The organism is Ensifer sp. NPDC090286 (assembly GCF_044769565.1).
Classification (GTDB): Bacteria; Pseudomonadota; Alphaproteobacteria; order Rhizobiales; family Rhizobiaceae; genus Ensifer.
The window spans coordinates 907,303-925,738 of record NZ_JBIVYF010000003.1; the positions used below are offsets into that span (position 1 = coordinate 907,303).

Here is an 18,436-nt window from a genome sequence, read left to right on the forward strand (position 1 = left end):
AAGGCCAAAGCCATGCAATCATGCGACAATCTCTCGACAGAGTGTCGCGGCTCGGCCACGATGCCGGCCACCCGCGAATCTCATTCCCTTCCCCGGAGCGATCGCCTCGATGAGGACCATCTATCCGCTTTCCGAAAGCAAAGACACAGTGTTGGATCGTCTCGGCGCCAGGATCGCCGCGCGCCTGCAGGCGCAGACATCCGGCTACGAACCCTACACGCCATCCGATCAGGAAACGCTGGCGCGCACGCTGCGCCCGGGCGACATTCTCTTGATCGAGGGCAACCAGAAGGTTTCGGCGGCGATCAAGTACCTGACGCAATCGACCTGGTCGCATGCCGCCTTCTTTGCCGGCGACCAGATGCCGCTGACGCTCGATCAGGCGACATTGCCGGTCATCGAGCGGCCGCAGCTGATCGAGGTCAACATCGGCGAGGGCTGCGTCGCCGTGCCGTTGAAGAAATACGCCTCGTTCAACACCCGCATCTGCCGGCCAATCGCGCTGACGCCGGATGATCGCACGGCCCTCGTCGGCTTCATGATCTCGAGGCTCGGGTTGAAATACGACCTGAAGAACATTTTGGACATGCTGCGCTACTTCCTGCCGACACCGCCGGTTCCGGTGCGCTGGCGGCGACGGCTGCTGGCCTTCGGTTCCGGCGATCCGACGCGGGCGATCTGCTCGACGCTGATTGCGGCCGCCTTCGAGCAGATCCGCTATCCGATCCTGCCGGAGGTTACCCGCGCGCCCGGACGGGCGGCCGCAACCTCGACCTATTCACGCGAAGAGATCCTGCATATCCGGCATCACTCGCTCTACACGCCCAGGGATTTCGACCTCTCGCCGTTCTTTGCGATCGTCAAGCCGACGCTGGAGTTCGGCTTCGACTACAAGCGGCTGCGTTGGCACAACGACGAAGAACACCCGTTCAAAGGTTGAGGGCGAGCGCCTGTTCGCGGGCCATGTAATCGCGCTGACGATCGGTGATATAGTCGCGCACGATCGGCGCCGCATCGCGGGAGCGCGACAGCTGCATGTGGAAGACGAGCTGGCTGCCGGTGCGGAACATCATCTCGGCACTGATCAGATAGAACTCCCACATGCGAGCAAAGCGCTCGTCGTAAAGGGCGATCACCTTGTCGCGGTTCGCCTCGAAGCGCGCGCCCCAATGAGCAAGCGTCGTTGCATAGTGCACCCGCAGGAATTCGAGATCGGAAACCCAGAGGCTGTTGCGCTCGACGACCTCGAAGACCTCCGACAGTGCCGGCGAATAGGCGCCGGGGAAAATGTACTTGCGAAGCCAGGAGCTTGCCATGCCGGGCGGGCTCATGTGGCCGATCGAATGCAGCACCGCCAGGCCGTCGTCCGGCATCAGCGCGTTCAGCTTCTTGAAGAACTCGTCATAGTGATGCACGCCGACATGTTCGAACATGCCGACCGAGACGATGCGGTCGAACGGCCCCTGCACATCGCGATAGTCCTTGAGCTCGAAGCGCACCCGGTCCGAAAGGCCAGCCTTGCGCGCCCGTTCGGTGGCAAGCGCCTGCTGCTCCTTGGAAAGCGTCACGCCGAGCACCTGAACATCGGCGAGCTGCGCGAGATACATCGCAAGGTCGCCCCAGCCGCAGCCGATATCGAGCACCTTCATGCCGGGCTCCAGGCAAAGCTTGGAGGCAAGCAACCTCAGCTTGTTGCGCTGCGCCGTCTCGAGCGTCTCGTTCGGCTCGCGGAAGTAGGCGCAGGAGTAGAGCATGTTCTCGTCGAGGAACAGCTTGTAGAACTCGTTGCCGAGATCGTAGTGATGCGCGACGTTCTGCTGTGCCTTGCCCTTGGGGTTGGCCTGCTGGCGCTTGCGGAAGCGCATCTTTACCGCGCGCAGCAACTTCTGGATCGGGTAGGAGCCGAGCGACAGGCGGTTGATCGAAAACAGCGTCAGGAAATCCCGGAGGGTGGAGCCCTCCTCGAAGCGCATGGTGCCGTCCATATAGGCTTCGCCGGCGGCCAGTTCCGCATTGAAGACGAGGCTGCGATAGAGCTTCTTGTCGGTGAGACGCATCGTCACTTCCGGCCCGGGCGTCCCGGAATAAACGTGCCTCTTGCCATCGGCATCGATCACCGTCAGGCGACCCTTGCGAATGAACGACTTCATCATATGCGACAATGGGAACATGCAGGCCCTCTCGTGACATGTCGTATCGGCGCCGCATCCTAGCACCCGTTTTTCGAAATGCGCCCCTTAAATTTCTGGTTGCTCACGCAACCTACTGGAAACGAAAACGGGGACGGCAACCTTCGCTGCCGTCCCCGTCCAAATTGACCTGGTCGATGCCTCAGTCCTTGGCGCGCTCGACGTAGGAACCGTCTTCCGTCGCGATGACGACGCGGGTGCCGGCCTGGATGTGCGGCGGAACGAGCGTGCGAACGCCGTTCGACAGAACCGCCGGCTTGTAGGACGACGAAGCCGTCTGGCCCTTGACGACCGGCTCGGTCTCGGTGATTTCGAGCGTCACGTGGCGCGGCAGGTCGATGGCGATCGCCAGGCCTTCGTGGATCGAAAGAATGACAGCCATGCCTTCCTGCAGGTAGGCCTTGAGGTCGCCGATATCGTCCGTGCTCATGACCAGCTGGTCATAGCTTTCCGGGTTCATGAAGTGGAAGCCTTCGGCGTCTTCGTAAAGGAAGGTGTGCTCGCGGTCTTCGACGAAGGCGCGCTCGACCTGTTCGGTCGTGCGGTAGCGTTCGGAGACCTTCACGCCGTCGGAAATGCGGCGCATGTCGACCTGGGTGACCGGCGTGCCCTTGCCCGGGTGGAAGTTCTGGGCGGTAAGCACGACATAGAGCTTGCCGTCGACGTCGAGTACGTTGCCCTTACGGACAGATGAAGCGATGACCTTGACCATTAGTCTTCCTTGTAACAGAGGTATGCGCGACACCGTGGGCCGGAAACACTGGCCCTGAAGGACGCGAAAATAAGGATTTCGCGCCGCCACTACCCTAATTTCGTGCAAATAGCCAGCCTGAGCCGGCATCTGCGCGAAGAAAGCCTGGACTGAACCGACCATGTCGCATGCCTCACCCTGGTGGACACCCGATGTCCATGCCGACCGGCGCCCGTTTCTTCTCGGCCGCAACCGGATCCAATCGGCATTGCGCCGGTTCTTCGAGACACGCGATTTCATCGAGGTCGACACGGCAACGCTGCAGGTCTCGCCCGGCAACGAGGCACATTTGCATGCCTTCGCCACAGAAGCGCTCAACCACGACGGCTCCGGCCATCCGCTCTATCTGCACACCTCGCCGGAATTTGCCTGCAAGAAGCTGCTGGCGGCCGGCGAACAGCGCATCGCCTGTTTCGCCCATGTCTACCGCAACCGCGAGCGCGGACCGCTGCACCACCCCGAATTCACCATGCTCGAATGGTACCGCACTGGTGAAAGCTATGAGGCCTTGATGCGCGACAGCGCCGAGATCTTGGCGCTTGCGGCGGAAACGACCGGCACGAAGCAGTTCGTTTTCCAGGGGCAGGCCTGCGATCCCTTTGCCGCGCCAGAGCGCCTCAGCGTGGCGGACGCCTTCGGGCGTTTTGCCGGCATCGACCTGCTGGCCTCGATTGCCGCCAACGGCGAAACCGACCGCGAAACCCTTGCCGCAGCGATGGCCGCGGCCGGTCTTCGGGTCGCCCATGACGACACCTGGGCCGACCTCTTCAGCCGCGTGCTCGTCGAAAAGGTCGAGCCGCATCTCGGCTTCGGCCGCGCGACGATCCTCGACGAATACCCGATGGCGGAAGCGGCGCTGGCGCGTCCGGCTGCGCGCGACCGTCGCGTTGCCGAACGCTTCGAGCTCTATGCCTGCGGCGTCGAACTTGCGAATGCCTTCGGCGAGCTGACCGACGCGGCCGAGCAGCGCCGGCGCTTCGAGATGGAAATGGTCGAAAAGGCCCGCGTCTATGGCGAGACCTATCCGCTCGACGAGGATTTTCTGGCCGCACTTGCGATCATGCCCGAGGCAAGCGGCATTGCGCTCGGCTTCGACCGGCTGGTGATGCTCGCAACCGGGGCGTCGCGCATCGACCAGGTGCTCTGGGCGCCGGTGGCGGAGACACGAGCGTGAACGTGCACCGCCCGATCAAGACTGCGCGCGAACTCGTCGATGCCGGCCTCATCGACGAAGCCAAGGAGGCGGCGGTTGCTGCTGTTGCCGAGCGTTACGCCGTCGCGATCAGCCCTGCAATTGCCGGTCTCATCGATCCCAACGACCCCAATGACCCGATTGCCCGCCAGTTCGTGCCCGACGCGGCCGAACTGACGCTGCTGCCTGAAGAGCGCGAGGACCCGATCGGCGACAAGCCGCACAGCCCCGTCACCGGCATCGTTCACCGCTATCCGGACCGGGTGCTTCTGAAGGCCGTGCATGTCTGCCCGGTCTATTGCCGTTTTTGCTTCCGCCGCGAGATGGTCGGGCCGCAGGGTCTCGGCACGCTGACGCCGGCCGAACTCGACGCCGCGATCGCATACATCGCAAGCCACGAGGAAATCTGGGAAGTGATCCTCACCGGCGGCGATCCGCTGGTGTTGTCGCCGCGCCGGCTCACCGAACTCATGGAACGGCTGAAGCCGATCCCGCATGTGAAGATCGTCCGTTTCCACACCCGCGTTCCGGTGGTCGAGCCGGCGCGCATCGACGCCGACCTGATCGCGGCACTCAAAGCCAGCGGCAAGGCGACCTATGTGGCGCTGCATGCCAACCACCCGCGCGAACTGACGGACGAGGCGCGTGCCGCCTCTGCCCGACTGATCGATGCCGGCATCGTCATGGTCAGCCAGTCGGTGCTCTTGAAGGGCGTCAACGACGATGCCGAGGTGCTTGCCGGCCTGATGCGCGCCTTCGTCGAAACGCGGATCAAGCCCTACTACCTGCACCACCCGGACCTCGCGCCCGGCACCAGCCATTTCCGCCTGACGATCGAGGAAGGCCAGGCGCTGGTCGCCGCCTTGCGCGGCCGGGTCTCCGGCCTCTGCCAGCCGACCTACATCCTCGACATTCCCGGCGGGCACGGCAAGGCGGTGATCAGCGCCGCCTCGATCGCGGCCGAGGGCGGCGGCTGTTACACGGTCACGGATTTTCGCGGCGGCGAGCACAGCTATCCACCGAAAGCCTGATGACCGCGAGAAATCGCGACTCTCAAATTATTGAAACTTCTTCAAAATAATCAGCTCATGCATTTTTCTTCGCGTCCTGCGAGAAAAATCATCGAGCCCACGTCACAGCTGTCCGGCGTCGATCGTCAATTGGTCATAAGCAACACGACAACGATGGAGTTGAGACCATGGCCGATACCAAAGCCGTCCGCTATGAACAGGAAATCTCCGATGTGCTCGGCGCGCTCGCCGACGTGCACAAGACCATGGACCTGCACGGGCTCGACCGCACGATCCACAATCTGGTGCAGCTGCGCGCCTCGCAGATCAACCGTTGCGGCTTCTGCGTGAAGATGCACACCAAGGAATCCCGCGCCGAGGGCGAGAGCAACGAGCGGCTCGACCGCATCATCGTCTGGGACCAGGTCAGTGATTTCACCCCGCGTGAGAAGGCAGCCCTTGCCTGGACCGAGGCACTGACCGAACTGGAGCCGCGCACCGACTTTGCGCCGCTTCGCGCCGAACTGCGCCAGCATTTCAGCGAAAAGGAGATCAGCGTCATCACCGCGACGGTGGCGATGATCAACCTTTGGAACCGCATCCAGATTTCGAGGCACTGATATGAACGACCGGCAGCACATGCAGATCTTCGAGGAGGCGCGCCCGCGCCTCCTCGGTCTTGCCTACCGCATTCTCGGCTCGCGTGCCGATGCGGAAGATGCGGTGCAGGACACGTTCCTGAAATGGCAGGAGGTCGACCGGGCATCGATCGACACGCCGGCGGCATGGCTGACGACGGCCTGCACCCGCCGCTGCCTCGACCTCCTGAAAGCGGCTCACCGCAAGCGCGTCGACTATGTCGGCGCATGGTTGCCCGAGCCGATCCATACGGCGAGCGACGACAATGCCGAGGAGAAGCTGACGCTGACCTCCTCGCTCACCACCGCGTTCCTTTTGATGCTCGAACGGCTGACGCCGAAGGAGCGCGCCGCCTACCTGCTGCACGAGATCTTCGGCCAGCCCTATGACGAAGTGGCCGAAACGCTCGACATGCAGGAAACCGCCGCGCGCAAGCTGGTGTCGCGCGCCAAGACCAACATCGGGCTCGAAAAGGCGCGGCACCAGACCCCGCGCGAACGCCAGGACGAACTGCTTTCCGCTTTCCATAGCGCAATCCACGGCGGCAATGTCACCGGGCTCTCGGCCCTGCTTTCGGCCGATGTGAAGCTGACGGCCGACGGCGGCGGCAAGGTGGCGACCGTGCTCGGCGTGCTCGCCGGCAAGGAAACGGTGCTCGCCTTCATCGTCGACCGGCTTACCGAATACTGGTCGCATTACGTTTGGGAAATCGGCGACATCAATGGCGGCCGCGGCATCGTGCTTCGGGACGAAACGAAAAACGAGATCGCGGCAACCGTCGCCTTCGGCTATGACGGCGACGGAAACGTCAACGACATCTTCATCATGCGCAACCCGGAAAAGCTCACGCGTTTCGGCGAGGCTGCGCTCCACTGATACTGGCGGCTTCGCCTTTGCAAACGTGATCCTCCCCACCGGCGAAGCCGGTCGCACGTTTTCGGCGATACCCCTGCATGAGGTACTGACATGCTCGAAAAAACATCCGCCCCCCACCAGGAAACCGGCTGGCGCGCGCTCTTGAGCGGCGGCAACGCCGTGCATTCGCTGGTGCTCAGCGGTGGCGTCGCGCTGCACGCGCTCAACATCTACGTCGTGACGACGATCATGCCGTCGATCGTGCGCGAGATCGGCGGGCTCGAATATTACGCCTGGAGCACGACCGTCTTCGTCGCCGCCTCGATCCTCGGCGCGGCCCTGTCGGCCCGGCTGCTTGGTGCCGTTGGCGCCGGCGGCGCCTATGCGATCGGTGCGCTCGTCTTCGGGCTGGGCACGCTCCTCTGCGCTGCGGCCCCGTCGATGGCGATGCTGCTTGCCGGCCGGGCGATCCAGGGTTTTGGCGGCGGGCTGCTCTATGCGCTTGCCTATGGCGTGATCCGCGAGGTCTTCCGGCCGGAGCTCTGGACCCGCGCCATCGGCCTGATTTCGGCCACCTGGGGCACGGCGACGCTGGTCGGCCCGGCGATCGGCGGCATGTTCGCCGAGTTTTCCACCTGGCGCGTCGCCTTCTGGTCGCTCTTGCCGCTGACGGCGCTATTGGCGACGCTCGCCTTCTCGACCTTGCCGCGCAAGGCTGCCGCCGAGAGCGTGCGCACGCCGCTTCCCTTGGTGCAACTCGCGCTGCTCGTCGCCATCGTGCTTGCGCTTTCGATTGCCAGCACGCTGACCACGGCGGCGGAACAGATAGGCTGCGTCGGCGCCGCGATCCTCATGTTCCTGGCGCTGCTCGTCGTCGAGAAGCGGGCGACCGGCAAACTGCTCCCCTCCGGAAGCTTCACCCCGGCCTCCCCGCTGGCAGCCCTTTATGCTACGATCACCCTGCTGATGGTCGGCCTGCAGCCGGAAATCTATGTGCCGTACCTCTTGCAGGAGTTGCACGGCTTGTCGCCGCTGGTCGCCGGCTACATTGCGGCGCTGATGTCGATCGGCTGGACCGCCGGGTCGATGACAAGCGCGCACTGGCACGGCGAAAGGGCGAAGCAGACGATCTTTGCCGGCCCGGCCTTCGGCTTCGTCGGCCTGGCATTGATTGCGCTGTTCATGCCGATGGCGGGCTCGGAATTCATGACGATCGCCGTGCCGCTCAGCATCGGCATCATGGCGGTCGGTTTCGGCATGGGTTTTGCCTGGCCGCACATCGTGACGGCGGTCTATGAATTTGCGCCGGAGGGCGAAGCGGAGAAGGCCTCGAGTTCGATTACCACGGTCCAGCTCTTCGCCGCAGCGCTCGGCGCGGCGCTTGCCGGACTGACAGCCAATCTCGCCGGCATCGAAACGCCGTCGACGGATGGCGTGGCGACGGCGACGCGCTGGCTCTTCTGGCTGTTCGCGCTGATGCCGGCGCTGGCCGTGCTGACAGCCGGACGCGTCTGGCGGGCGCGGCGGGTGGCAAAATAGGCGCATTGCTGGCTTTCCCCCGGGGGTGGAAGGCCAGAAAATGCAAGCACGAGGGGTGCGGGCGCCCTTGGGAGGAGAGGATGGAAGCCGAGGAGATCGGCCTTCATGGTGTACGGGAGACCCTGCTGGTCACGCTCCAGGCCAAGGCCGCAGAGAGCGCGTTTCCCGATTCCTTGCTGAACGATCACTTTGCCGCCGATCTGATGCGGCGGCTTGCCGGCAGGCCGAAACCGCCCGATGCAAGCCATGACATGACTATCGGCATCGCGGTGCGCGCCCATATGCTCGACCGCTGGACGCGCGACTTTATCGGGCGCCACCCGGACGCGATCGTGCTCAATCTCGGCTGCGGTCTCGACACCCGCGTGCTGCGGCTCGATCCGCCCGCGTCCATCGGCTGGTTCGACGTCGACTTTCCCGATGTGATCGCCTTGCGGCAACAGCTTTTCCCGAAGCGCCCGGGCTGCACGACGATCGCCTCCTCGATAACGGAGCGCGGCTGGATCGACCTCGTTCCGGCGGACCGCCCGGCGATCGTCGTCGCCGAGGGGGTGTTCCCCTATCTTTGTGAACAGGAGGTGCGCGATGTCTTGCGACGGGTGACCTCCTGCCTTTCCGGCGGAGAAATCGTTTTCGATGCCTACAGCCATCTGGGCATCGAACTTTTGCGGTTGAACCCGTCCCTGCGGGCGACCGGGGCGGAGCTTCGCTGGGGGCTGGAAAACGCTCGGGCGCTGGAGCGGGACGTGCCCGGCCTGACCTTGCTCGACGAGATCAGCGAATATGATGCGGCTCAGGTCGCGCGCCTGTCGCCGTTGGCGCGCATAGCGGCGCATGTCGTCAGCGCCCTGCCAATGCTACGCCGGATGGGCCGCCTGTTGCGCTACGGTTTCTAGACTGACGAAAATGAAAAAGGGCCGCGCCTTGCGGCGCAGCCCTTTCATTGCAAGCCGTCGATTTCGACCGATCAGGCCTTGATCGGCGCGATCGAGATTTCGACGCGGCGGTTCTGCGCGCGGCCGGCTTCGCTGCCGTTGGATGCGATCGGACGCTCCTTGCCGTAGCCCATGGCCGACATGCGGCGCTGGTCGACGCCCTGGCCAGCCAGATAGTTGGCGACCGAAGCGGCACGGCGCTCGGAGAGGCCCTGGTTGTACGAGGCGCTGCCGGTCGCATCCGTGTGGCCGTCGACGTCGATCATCGTCTTGTTGAACTTGCGCAGCACGATCGCCACCGAGTTCAGCGTGTCGTAGAAGGCCGGGATCACCTGGTCGCGGTCGGTCGCAAACGTGATGTTGGACGGCATGTTGAGGATGATGCGGTCGCCGGCGCGGGTGACCGAAACGCCGGTACCCTGCAGCTGGGCGCGCAGTTCGGCTTCCTGGTTGTCCATGTAGTTGCCGATCAGGCCGCCGCCGAGACCGCCGATCGCGGCGCCGACGAGGGCCGAGTCACGGCGTCCTGCGGCACTGCCGCCAACCAGCAGACCGGTTGCCGCGCCGAGGCCTGCGCCGATCAGCGCGCCACCGGCGGTGTTCGACATCTTCTGTTCGCCCGTATAGGGATCGGTGGTGGTGCATCCCGAAAGATAGATGGCCGCGACAGCCAGAATGGCGCATTTCTTGATCATGGAATCAGTTGTCCCCATTGGTGCTCGAAGTTGCTTCATACTAGCGATTGCGGCAGGAAGATGAAGAGGCGTCCCATTCACGCCACGGTTTGCCGGCAAATCCCGCTTCTCCAGCGGCCGGCGTGGCCATCAGGGCACACAATAACCGATCCTTCACACGCTCTTGATAGGACGGGCATCCAAGAAAAGAGAGGCAAGCGCCAATGGCAATCGAGTTCGGCGACACCCAACGCAGTCTCAGCGACACGCTCAACGGCATGATTGCCTCGATCCGCGGCGAGACGATCACGCTGCGCGAACTCATGACCGAAATCGGCGAACAGGGCTTCCTGCTGCTGTGCGCCCTGCTGACGCTGCCGTTTCTGCTGCCGGTGTCGATCCCGGGCGTCAGCACCGTCTTCGGCGCGGCGATCATCCTGATTTCCGTATCGGTCACGCTCAATCGCCTGCCGTGGATGCCGCAGCGCATTCTCGATCGCCGGATCGAAACCGAGAAGCTGGTGCCGACGCTGCAAAAAGGCGCGGATATCGTTTCCAAGCTCGACCGCTATGTCCGCCCGCGTCTCGGCTTCCTGACGCAGGGCGCGCTGATGAACCGCTTCAACGGCCTGATGATCATGGCCGGCGGCATCCTGCTGATGTTTCCATTGGGCCTGATCCCGCTGTCGAATACGCTACCAGGGATCGCGATCCTGCTGCTCTCGCTCGGCATCATCCAGCGCGACGGACTGATGGTGGCTGGCGGCTATCTCTTCCTCGTCGCGACGACGGTCTATTTCACCGTGCTTGCCTATATGGCCTTTGCCGCCGGCCAGGGCCTGTCGACGTTCTTCGTTTCCTGACGCGCGTTTGCATCGGAAGCATCGATCGGCCCGGCTGACTGCCGGGCTTTTTCGTTCCAGCCCTCTGTTACGCGCAATTCCGGACGGAAAACCGTTTGCTGGAACGGTCCTAGGCAGCCAACCCGCCGAAGGCCCGGTAGCTGGCGAAATCGGTGCGGATGCCGAGCGTCGTCATCAGCGCCTCGCGATCGAGGCCGAGCTGGCGGTCGAACTCGATCAGCGCGGCTGCGACCTTGGGCGCGACGTCGGCACTCGCGAATTCGATCATGGTAATGAAATCGAACTGGCCGGGACCGGCATGCTGCTCCAGGAACAGGTCTTTCACATAACCATCCTGTTTGCGAATGACGGCCAGCGTCTTGTCGACCAGTTCGACGAACTGCGGCCGGGCTTCCGCCGGCACGGTGTATTTGTTGATGCGGTAAAGCGGCGCCACGCTATTTGACTGACTGCTCATAGCTCTTTTCCTCTGATCTCTTTTGAACGAGAGCAGTCGTACGACCTCAAGCAAAGTTGAGGTCAATAGCGGCAAGCGTATTTTCCGAATGCTGACCTTTAGCCAGAAATACCCTTCAGCACATTGGCGACGTTGAGGCCGATTTCCGGCACGCCGTAGCCGCCCTCCATGCAGACGACGACCGGCAGGCCGGTGCGCTGCAGCGCCTCGCCCATGCGCAGATAATCTTCGGATTTCAGTCGGAAGAATGAGATCGGATCGCGCTCGAAGGTATCGACGCCGAGCGAGACGACCAGGGCTTCGGCACCGAAGGCCTCGATGCGCGAGAGCGCATCGGCCATCGCCGCCGACCAGGCGTCAAACAGCGTACCGCGCGGCAGCGGATAGTTCTTCGTCGTGCCGAGCCCGGCGCCGGCGCCCTCCTCGTCGGCAAAGCCGAGGAAGTGCGGAAAGGCCTCGACGGGGTCGCCATGCAGCGAGGCAAAGTAGACGTCGCCGCGCTCGTAGAAGATATCCTGGGTGCCGTTGCCATGGTGGAAATCGACGTCGAGCACGGCGACCTTTTGAGCACCATGATCCCTTAGGCGCTGGGCGGCGCAGGCGGCATTGTTGATGAAGGAATAGCCGCCATAGAGATCGATCGCCGCATGATGGCCGGGCGGGCGGCAGAGCGCGAAGGCGGCACGGTTGCCGGCATGGATGTGGTCGGCGGCCGAGATGGCGCAATCCATCGCGGCGCGCGCGGCCGCATAGGTGCCCTCGGTGATCGCCGTTTCCGCCGCGAAGGAATAATAGCCGAGCGCGCCGTCGATGTCCCTCGGCGGATGCTGGCGCATGCGCCGCGCCGGAAAGCAGGCCGGGATCGCCTCGCCGCGGTAGCCATCGGCGACCCAACGCGCCCAGGCGGTTTCGAGGAAGTCGAGATAATCGGGCGCATGCAGCTTGAGCGCGACATCGAGACCGTGACGTTCCGGTGCCAAGACATCGTGGAAGCCGGCTTCCTTGACCGCCGCCAGGATCCATTCGGCACGAAACGGCGCCTCGAAAGGCGGCACAAGTTCGCCGCCGAAAAGCTCGGTCTTGGCGTCACGGAGCTTGTGGTCTTCGGTGTAATAGATGCGCATGGAGTATCCTGAGATGGAAACGGTGCCAGCACCCTACCCCAGGTTTCGAGGTTGGCAACCTCGGGCGGTCAGCCCGTGCCTCGTGCATGTCCCCCTCGCCCCGCGAGCGGGGAGAGGGTTAGTCCTCCGGTTAAACCAAGGAGAGGGGATAATCCAACCCATGGCAACCGCTCTAAGCCGCGATCCGCTTGTAGAAGAACGTGGTGGCGCAGAGGCCGCCTTCCGGCCACATGGCGTAATCGGGGATGACGCCGACGCGCTCCCAGCCCAAGCGCGGGTAGATCGCCTCGGCCTCACTGCCGGTCGCCGTATCGAGCACCAGCAGTGTCTTGCCACGGGTGGCGGCTTCGCGCTCGACCGCGTCCATCAGCCGGCGCGCCAGGCCTTTGCCGCGGGCGTCGCGATGCACCAGCAGCTTCTTCAGGTCACCGCGATGCGGCTGGTTCGGCATCTGCGCGACGCCGACCTGCACGGTGCCAAGGATGCGGCCTGCAACCTCGGCAACCATCAGCAGCGTCTCACCGCCGGCAACCGCCTCGGCGACGCCGCGCCAGTAGGTGAGTGCCGCTTCCGGCGGGTAGGGCTGCATGAAACCGACCGAGGCGCCGCCCTCGACGCAATCGGACAGCACCTCGGCAAGCGCCGGGATGGCGTCGCGGGTCTGGGCTTCATCGAGCAGGCGGATCTGAATGTCAGACATGGTCAAACCTTGGTGCGGCAGAGGATGACGGCATAGTGAGCCGGCTCATCGTGGGGGTTGTGGAAGATGTGGCCCGCCTCCAGCCCCATGAACAGGCAGTCGCCTGGCTCGAGCGAATGGAAGCCGGATGCAGTCGTCATTTCGAGCCGCCCGGAAAACAGCCAGAGATGCTGGGTGATGCCGCGATCGGAGGGTTGCCGCTCGAAGACGACGCGGGCACCGGGCGGAAACTCGACCTCGACGATATCGATCGGCGAGCCAAGACCGTCGGGGGAGACGGAGCGGCGTAGATAGCCGGATTCCGGATCGCGCCAGAGCCGCTGATCGGCGCGCCTGGCAAGCGGCGATGCTTCCTCGGCTTCGAAGGCAAAGAGCGCAGAAAGGGTCGTCGAGAGCGCGCTGCAGAGCTTGGCGAGAAGCTGGGCGGTCGGGCTCGCCTCACCGCGCTCGATGCGCGAGATCATCGCCCGGCTGACGCCGGAGCTTGAGGCGAGTTCGTCGAGCGTCAGGTTCTGTTGCGTCCGCAGCGTGCGAATGCGCTCGCCGATGGCATGTTCGAGGGGGTCGGTGACGTTTTCCATTATTTGAGATTGCATTTCTCATATAGTGGAGTCAAGACTGAGAAAGACTGAAAATACAGGCATGCGATGCCGCATTGGCGACAGCGCGACACGGGTGTTTCGGCTATGGTGGCGGCTTCGGACGCAGAAACGAGAAAAGCTTTGACTTCAATACTTTAGACGACCCTCATCCATCACGCCAGCGCACCCGCACGGGCGGCCTCCATCGACAGGTTGGACATGACCAAGCAGCCCTCCTCGCTGACCTCGATCGCCAGCATCGTCGCCTCGATGACGGCGGTCGCGATCGGCAACGGCATGATGCTCGCCTATGTGCCCTTCGCGTTGACGCGCTCGGACGCACCGGATTGGGTGCCGGGGGCTGCTGTCACGATGATCGCCTTCGGCGGGCTGATCGGCTGCGTCATCGCCGGACCGATGATCCGTCGCGTCGGCCATGCGCGCGCCTTTTCCTGCTCGATGGCGCTCGTCATCCTCTCGGCGCTGACGATCGCGCTCGGCATGCATCCCCTGTTGTGGGTGCTTGCGCGCGGCCTCTATGGCGCGTCCGGCAACACCAATTTCATCATCGCCCAGAGCTGGCTCAATCATGCGAGCGAAAACCACTGGCGCGGCAAGGCGATGGCGCTGTTCTACATGGCCTATGTCATCGGGCTCGGCACCGGCGCCTGGCTGTTCGGGCAGATCCCGGCCGACGGCAACCTGCCGCCGCTCGTCACCATCTTCTTCACCGCCCTTGCCCTTCTGCCGATCGGGCTCACCCGCCTGCCGACGCCACCACCGCCGGCCAAGGTCAGCATCGACATCCCGATGGTCTGGCGCAATTCCCCCGTCGCCTTCATCGGCGTACTCGCCGCCGGCGGCCTTTCGATGGTGGTGCAGGGCTTCACGCCGATCTATGCGGCCGCCAACAATGTCAGCCAAGGCGACGTCGCCAACCTGATGTTCGTCATGCAGTTCGGCCTCATCGCCATCCAGTATCCGATGGGTACGCTGTCGGACCGGATCGACCGGCGCCTGGTGCTGATCGGCACGTGCCTGCTGATCCTTGCTGCCGGCTTTTTCGCGCTGTCGGCCTCCTTCAGCAATCTGCTCCTGCTCATGCTGGTCTTTGCGTTGTTCGCCGGTGCGGTCGAGACCGTCTATTCGATCGCCAATGCGCATGCCAACGACCGCACGGATCCCGCCGATTTCGTGCCGCTTGCCAGCACCATGCTGGTCGCCTGGTCGATCGCCGCGACCGTCGTGCCGATGCTGGTAACGCTGCTGACGCCGGTGTTCGGGCAGCGCACGTTCATCTATGCGGCGATGGCCGTTGCCGCCCTTTATGCCTTCTTCGTGCTGCTCAGGTTGCGCAAGCGCGATGAGGTGCCGGCGGCCGAGCGCGAGAGCTTCGAGATCAGGAGTGCGCAGGTGCCCAATGCCGGCGCGCTCGTCGATGCGGAGGCGAGTGCCGAATAGCCTGATTTATAGTGAACGAAGCCTTCATTTCCCGCTTTGCGGCGGTTGAAGGCACTGCTATATGCGGCCCATGAGCACAACATCTTCGAAGACGCCCCTTTCGCATATCCGCAACTTCTCGATCGTGGCCCACATCGACCACGGCAAGTCGACGCTTGCCGACCGGCTGATCCAGTCCACCGGCGGCCTCGCCGAGCGCGAGATGTCCGAGCAGGTGCTCGACAGCATGGATATCGAGCGCGAGCGCGGCATCACCATCAAGGCCCAGACGGTGCGCCTGCACTACAAGGCCAATGATGGCGAAACCTATGTGCTGAACCTGATCGACACCCCCGGGCACGTCGACTTCGCTTACGAAGTCTCGCGCTCGCTGTCGGCCTGCGAAGGCTCGTTGCTGGTCGTCGACGCGTCGCAGGGCGTGGAAGCCCAGACGCTCGCCAACGTCTACCAAGCGATCGACAACAACCACGAACTCGTCACCGTGCTCAACAAGATCGACCTGCCGGCGGCCGAACCGGACCGCATCAAGGAACAGATCGAGGAAGTGATCGGCATCGACGCGTCCGACGCGGTGCTGATTTCGGCCAAGACCGGCCTCGGCATTCCTGACGTGCTCGAAGCGATCGTCACCAAGCTGCCAGCGCCGAAGAGCGACGGCGGCGATGCGGCACCGCTGAAGGCCCTGCTCGTCGACAGCTGGTACGACACCTATCTCGGCGTCATGGTTCTCGTGCGCATCATCGACGGTACGCTCAAGAAGGGCATGACCATCCGCATGATGGGTACCGACGCCAAGTACACGATCGAACGCGTCGGCGTGCTGACGCCGAAGATGGTGGCGATGGATGCGCTCGGCCCAGGCGAGATCGGCTTCATCACCGCTTCGATCAAGGAAGTGGCCGATACCCGCGTCGGCGATACCATCACCGAGGACAAGCGCCCGACCGCAACCGCACTGCCGGGCTTCAAGCCGGCGCAGCCGGTGGTGTTCTGTGGTCTCTTCCCGGTCGATGCCGCCGACTTCGAGGACCTGCGCTCGGCAATGGGCAAGCTGCGCCTCAACGACGCCTCGTTCTCGTTCGAAATGGAATCCTCGGCGGCACTCGGCTTCGGCTTCCGCTGCGGCTTCCTCGGCCTGCTGCACCTCGAAATCATCCAGGAGCGTCTCGAGCGCGAGTTCGACCTCGACCTGATCGCGACCGCGCCTTCGGTTGTCTACAAGCTGTTCATGACCGACGGCTCGGAACGCGAACTGCACAACCCGGCCGACATGCCCGACGTCGTCAAGATCGCCGAGATCCATGAGCCGTGGATCCGCGCGACGATCCTGACGCCCGACGATTATCTCGGCGGTATCCTGAAGCTCTGCCAGGACCGCCGCGGCATCCAGATCGAGCTGACCTATGTCGGCACCCGGGCGATGCTGACCTACGACCTGCCGCTCAACGAAGTCGTCTTCGATTTCTACGACCGCCTGAAGTCGATCTCCAAGGGCTACGCCTCGTTCGACTACCAGATCACCGACCACAAGGAAGGCAACCTTGTGAAGATGTCGATCCTCGTCAACGGCGAGCCGGTCGACGCGCTCTCGATGATGGTGCACCGGATGGCAGCCGAAAAGCGCGGCCGCGAAATGTGCGAGAAGCTCAAGGAGCTGATCCCGAAGCACATGTTCAAGATCCCGATCCAGGCGGCCATCGGCGGCAACGTCATTGCCCGCGAAACCATCTCGGCGCTGCGCAAGGACGTGACCGCCAAGTGCTACGGCGGCGACGCCACCCGCAAGCGCAAGCTCTTGGAAAAGCAGAAGGCCGGCAAGAAGCGCATGCGCCAGTTCGGCAAGGTGGAAATCCCGCAGGAAGCCTTCATCGCCGCCCTCAAGATGGGCGACGAATAGGCGGTAGCGCCGCATGTTTCTACGTTTGAAAGGGCGGCCCTCGGGTCGCCCTTTTTGGTTTGTGGTCACCGTCCGCAATGTCCGTTGCTTCTCGTGCCACTCACTCCGGCAGCTTCTTCGGCAGCCAGAGCCAGGCAATGATGCCCAATGCGAGCAGCGACAATGCGCCGACGCCGGCTGCGAGGTGGAGGCCGGTGAGGAAGGCGTCCTTGGCCTGCAGCACCATTTCAGGAGCAAGGCCCGGCTTATCAAGGGTTTCGTTGAGCGTACCGGCGACGCCGGGGCCGAGCAGGCGGAAGCTGAGGGCGGCCAGTGAGCCGAGCAGCGTGATACCGAGCGCGTTGCCGAGTTCGTTGCTGGTTTCGGCGATCGACCCCGCGGCACCGGCGCGTTCGGCCGGCACCGCTGACACGGCGATTTCGGCGACGAGGCTGAAGGAGAGGCCGTAACCGATGCCCGCAACCACCGTCGAGGCAATGAGGGCTGGAACGCCCGCTTCGGTGCTCGTGAAAAGCAGCAGGGAGAGGCCGGCTGCGATCAGGACATGCGTCGCGACAAGCGCCCTCTTGCGGCCGACCGCATCGACGATGCGCGCCGTCCCGACGCAGGTCGCCATCAGCACGACAGCGCCCGGCAAGGTCAAAAGTGCCGCGGTAAAAACATCGAAGCCCAGGACCGATTGCAGATAGATGCCCGAGAGGTAACCGACAGCCGACCAGACGACCAGCGGCAGGAGGCCGGTGAGAATGGCGATGGAAAAGATGCGGTCGCGAAACAGGCCGAGGTCGAGCAGCGGATAGGCGATCCGCGTTTGCCGGCGAAGGAAGAGCACGATGGCGAGGACACCAACGATTCCGGAGAACATCTGCAGCGGCGTGAAGCCGTAGGCGGCTGCGGTCTTCAGCGAATAGGTGGTGAGCAGGATCCCGGCAAAGGACAGGACGAGGCTTGGCAGGTCGATGCGGCCATAGGTCGTGGAGCGCACTTCGCGAAGAAGGATCAGTGCGGCGATGAGGAAGCCGAGCACGACGGGAACGTTGATCAGGAACACCACGCCCCACTCAAGCCGCTGCAACAGAATGCCGCCGATCACCGGACCGATGGCGAAGCCGGCCGCGAAGGTGGCAGCGAAGATGCCGATCGCCCGCGCCCGCAGTCGCGGATCCGGAAACAACGCACTGACGATTGCGAGCCCCGAGGGCAGCAATGTCGCCCCACCGAGCCCCATCAGCGCCCGCGAAGCGATCAGCGCCATCGGCGATTGCGAAAAGGCGGCACCAAGAGACCCAGCACCGAAGATCACCGCGCCGATCATGATCAGTTTCAATCGGCCGTAGCGATCGCCGATATTGCCGAAGGCAATCAGCAGCGAACCGACGACGAAACCGTAGATATCGAGGATCCAGAGCGCCTGGTCGGCGGTGGGCATGAGAGCCGAGGTCACGCGCGGCATGGCGAGATAGAGGATGGAACCATCCATGGCGACGATGAGGACCAGCGGCAGCACGGCGATGAGGCCGAGCCAGGCGCTTCGGCCTTGAGAACGAGGGAGCGAGACGTCAGTCATTG

The 18,436-nt window shown here is 63.7% G+C and carries 18 protein-coding genes; 10 read left to right on the forward strand and 8 right to left on the reverse strand.

Annotated features, from left to right (window positions below):
• Positions 1 to 109: 109 nt before the first annotated feature.
• Complete coding sequence (locus ACIQUG_RS19620; RefSeq protein ID WP_402323604.1) at positions 110 to 940, forward strand: lipo-like protein; 831 nt, start codon at positions 110 to 112, stop codon at positions 938 to 940.
• Here the strand turns inward: ACIQUG_RS19620 and ACIQUG_RS19625 are convergent.
• Positions 930 to 2,171: a class I SAM-dependent methyltransferase gene (locus ACIQUG_RS19625; RefSeq protein ID WP_402323605.1), complete on the reverse strand. Its 1,242-nt coding sequence runs from the start codon at positions 2,169 to 2,171 to the stop codon at positions 930 to 932. The genes ACIQUG_RS19620 and ACIQUG_RS19625 overlap by 11 nt on opposite strands.
• A gap of 160 nt (positions 2,172 to 2,331) precedes the next feature.
• The gene (efp, locus tag ACIQUG_RS19630) at positions 2,332 to 2,901 is read right to left on the reverse strand and encodes an elongation factor P (RefSeq protein WP_043617128.1); all 570 of its coding nucleotides are present in this window, start codon (positions 2,899 to 2,901) and stop codon (positions 2,332 to 2,334) included.
• Between the two features lie 160 nt (positions 2,902 to 3,061).
• On the opposite strand from efp, the gene epmA reads away from it, so the two are divergent.
• From epmA to ACIQUG_RS19660, 6 genes are all read left to right on the forward strand, one after another.
• The gene (gene epmA / locus ACIQUG_RS19635) at positions 3,062 to 4,114 is read left to right on the forward strand and encodes an EF-P lysine aminoacylase EpmA (protein ID WP_402323606.1); all 1,053 of its coding nucleotides are present in this window, start codon (positions 3,062 to 3,064) and stop codon (positions 4,112 to 4,114) included.
• Positions 4,111 to 5,163 carry a lysine-2,3-aminomutase-like protein gene (locus tag ACIQUG_RS19640; protein ID WP_402323607.1) on the forward strand — a complete coding sequence of 351 codons (1,053 nt, stop codon included), beginning with the start codon at positions 4,111 to 4,113 and terminating at the stop codon, positions 5,161 to 5,163. Before epmA ends, ACIQUG_RS19640 begins: the two co-directional genes overlap by 4 nt.
• 167 nt (positions 5,164 to 5,330) lie before the next feature.
• The gene (locus ACIQUG_RS19645; protein ID WP_402323608.1) at positions 5,331 to 5,762 is read left to right on the forward strand and encodes a carboxymuconolactone decarboxylase family protein; all 432 of its coding nucleotides are present in this window, start codon (positions 5,331 to 5,333) and stop codon (positions 5,760 to 5,762) included.
• Position 5,763: 1 nt separating this feature from the next.
• Positions 5,764 to 6,657 carry an RNA polymerase sigma factor SigJ gene (gene sigJ, locus ACIQUG_RS19650; protein ID WP_402323609.1) on the forward strand — a complete coding sequence of 298 codons (894 nt, stop codon included), beginning with the start codon at positions 5,764 to 5,766 and terminating at the stop codon, positions 6,655 to 6,657.
• Between the two features lie 90 nt (positions 6,658 to 6,747).
• Positions 6,748 to 8,175: an MFS transporter gene (locus ACIQUG_RS19655; RefSeq protein ID WP_402323610.1), complete on the forward strand. Its 1,428-nt coding sequence runs from the start codon at positions 6,748 to 6,750 to the stop codon at positions 8,173 to 8,175.
• Between the two features lie 80 nt (positions 8,176 to 8,255).
• Positions 8,256 to 9,071 carry a class I SAM-dependent methyltransferase gene (locus tag ACIQUG_RS19660; RefSeq protein WP_402323611.1) on the forward strand — a complete coding sequence of 272 codons (816 nt, stop codon included), beginning with the start codon at positions 8,256 to 8,258 and terminating at the stop codon, positions 9,069 to 9,071.
• A gap of 71 nt (positions 9,072 to 9,142) precedes the next feature.
• Here ACIQUG_RS19660 and ACIQUG_RS19665 read toward each other — a convergent pair whose 3' ends face one another.
• Positions 9,143 to 9,805: an OmpA family protein gene (locus tag ACIQUG_RS19665; RefSeq protein WP_029742421.1), complete on the reverse strand. Its 663-nt coding sequence runs from the start codon at positions 9,803 to 9,805 to the stop codon at positions 9,143 to 9,145.
• A gap of 203 nt (positions 9,806 to 10,008) precedes the next feature.
• Between ACIQUG_RS19665 and ACIQUG_RS19670 the strand changes: the two genes are divergently transcribed.
• Positions 10,009 to 10,647 carry an exopolysaccharide biosynthesis protein gene (locus ACIQUG_RS19670; protein WP_192448145.1) on the forward strand — a complete coding sequence of 213 codons (639 nt, stop codon included), beginning with the start codon at positions 10,009 to 10,011 and terminating at the stop codon, positions 10,645 to 10,647.
• Between the two features lie 109 nt (positions 10,648 to 10,756).
• Here the strand turns inward: ACIQUG_RS19670 and ACIQUG_RS19675 are convergent, their stop codons facing one another.
• From ACIQUG_RS19675 to ACIQUG_RS19690, 4 genes are all read right to left on the reverse strand, one after another.
• A complete protein-coding gene (locus ACIQUG_RS19675; RefSeq protein ID WP_402323612.1) occupies positions 10,757 to 11,104 on the reverse strand; it encodes an antibiotic biosynthesis monooxygenase in 348 nt (115 codons plus the stop codon).
• 98 nt (positions 11,105 to 11,202) lie between these two features.
• Entirely contained in the window at positions 11,203 to 12,228 is a 1,026-nt protein-coding gene (locus ACIQUG_RS19680; protein ID WP_402323613.1) for a histone deacetylase family protein, read from the reverse strand.
• Positions 12,229 to 12,400: 172 nt separating this feature from the next.
• Positions 12,401 to 12,928 carry a GNAT family N-acetyltransferase gene (locus ACIQUG_RS19685; protein ID WP_402323614.1) on the reverse strand — a complete coding sequence of 176 codons (528 nt, stop codon included), beginning with the start codon at positions 12,926 to 12,928 and terminating at the stop codon, positions 12,401 to 12,403.
• Positions 12,929 to 12,930: 2 nt separating this feature from the next.
• Entirely contained in the window at positions 12,931 to 13,509 is a 579-nt protein-coding gene (locus ACIQUG_RS19690) for a helix-turn-helix domain-containing protein (protein ID WP_192448148.1), read from the reverse strand.
• A gap of 219 nt (positions 13,510 to 13,728) precedes the next feature.
• Here ACIQUG_RS19690 and ACIQUG_RS19695 point away from each other — a divergent pair, with 219 nt between their 5' ends.
• A complete protein-coding gene (locus ACIQUG_RS19695; RefSeq protein WP_112983904.1) occupies positions 13,729 to 14,970 on the forward strand; it encodes an MFS transporter in 1,242 nt (413 codons plus the stop codon).
• Between the two features lie 70 nt (positions 14,971 to 15,040).
• On the forward strand, positions 15,041 to 16,867 hold the full coding sequence (gene lepA / locus ACIQUG_RS19700; RefSeq protein WP_371742535.1) for a translation elongation factor 4: 1,827 nt from the start codon (positions 15,041 to 15,043) through the stop codon (positions 16,865 to 16,867).
• A 100-nt stretch (positions 16,868 to 16,967) separates the two neighbouring features.
• On the opposite strand, the gene ACIQUG_RS19705 is transcribed toward lepA, so the two are convergent.
• Positions 16,968 to 18,434, reverse strand: a complete 1,467-nt coding sequence (locus ACIQUG_RS19705; protein ID WP_402323615.1) for an MFS transporter — start codon at positions 18,432 to 18,434, stop codon at positions 16,968 to 16,970.
• Between the last annotated feature and the right edge of the window lie 2 nt (positions 18,435 to 18,436).

Coding starts and splice junctions, on each gene's coding strand:
- ACIQUG_RS19620 (WP_402323604.1), top strand. CDS start 110: ATGAGGACCATCTATCCGCTTTCCGAAAGCAAAGACACAGTGTTGGAT.
- ACIQUG_RS19625 (WP_402323605.1), bottom strand. CDS start 2,171: ATGTTCCCATTGTCGCATATGATGAAGTCGTTCATTCGCAAGGGTCGC.
- efp (WP_043617128.1), bottom strand. CDS start 2,901: ATGGTCAAGGTCATCGCTTCATCTGTCCGTAAGGGCAACGTACTCGAC.
- epmA (WP_402323606.1), top strand. CDS start 3,062: ATGTCGCATGCCTCACCCTGGTGGACACCCGATGTCCATGCCGACCGG.
- ACIQUG_RS19645 (WP_402323608.1), top strand. CDS start 5,331: ATGGCCGATACCAAAGCCGTCCGCTATGAACAGGAAATCTCCGATGTG.
- sigJ (WP_402323609.1), top strand. CDS start 5,764: ATGAACGACCGGCAGCACATGCAGATCTTCGAGGAGGCGCGCCCGCGC.
- ACIQUG_RS19655 (WP_402323610.1), top strand. CDS start 6,748: ATGCTCGAAAAAACATCCGCCCCCCACCAGGAAACCGGCTGGCGCGCG.
- ACIQUG_RS19660 (WP_402323611.1), top strand. CDS start 8,256: ATGGAAGCCGAGGAGATCGGCCTTCATGGTGTACGGGAGACCCTGCTG.
- ACIQUG_RS19665 (WP_029742421.1), bottom strand. CDS start 9,805: ATGATCAAGAAATGCGCCATTCTGGCTGTCGCGGCCATCTATCTTTCG.
- ACIQUG_RS19670 (WP_192448145.1), top strand. CDS start 10,009: ATGGCAATCGAGTTCGGCGACACCCAACGCAGTCTCAGCGACACGCTC.
- ACIQUG_RS19675 (WP_402323612.1), bottom strand. CDS start 11,104: ATGAGCAGTCAGTCAAATAGCGTGGCGCCGCTTTACCGCATCAACAAA.
- ACIQUG_RS19680 (WP_402323613.1), bottom strand. CDS start 12,228: ATGCGCATCTATTACACCGAAGACCACAAGCTCCGTGACGCCAAGACC.
- ACIQUG_RS19685 (WP_402323614.1), bottom strand. CDS start 12,928: ATGTCTGACATTCAGATCCGCCTGCTCGATGAAGCCCAGACCCGCGAC.
- ACIQUG_RS19690 (WP_192448148.1), bottom strand. CDS start 13,509: ATGGAAAACGTCACCGACCCCCTCGAACATGCCATCGGCGAGCGCATT.
- ACIQUG_RS19695 (WP_112983904.1), top strand. CDS start 13,729: ATGACCAAGCAGCCCTCCTCGCTGACCTCGATCGCCAGCATCGTCGCC.
- lepA (WP_371742535.1), top strand. CDS start 15,041: ATGAGCACAACATCTTCGAAGACGCCCCTTTCGCATATCCGCAACTTC.
- ACIQUG_RS19705 (WP_402323615.1), bottom strand. CDS start 18,434: ATGACTGACGTCTCGCTCCCTCGTTCTCAAGGCCGAAGCGCCTGGCTC.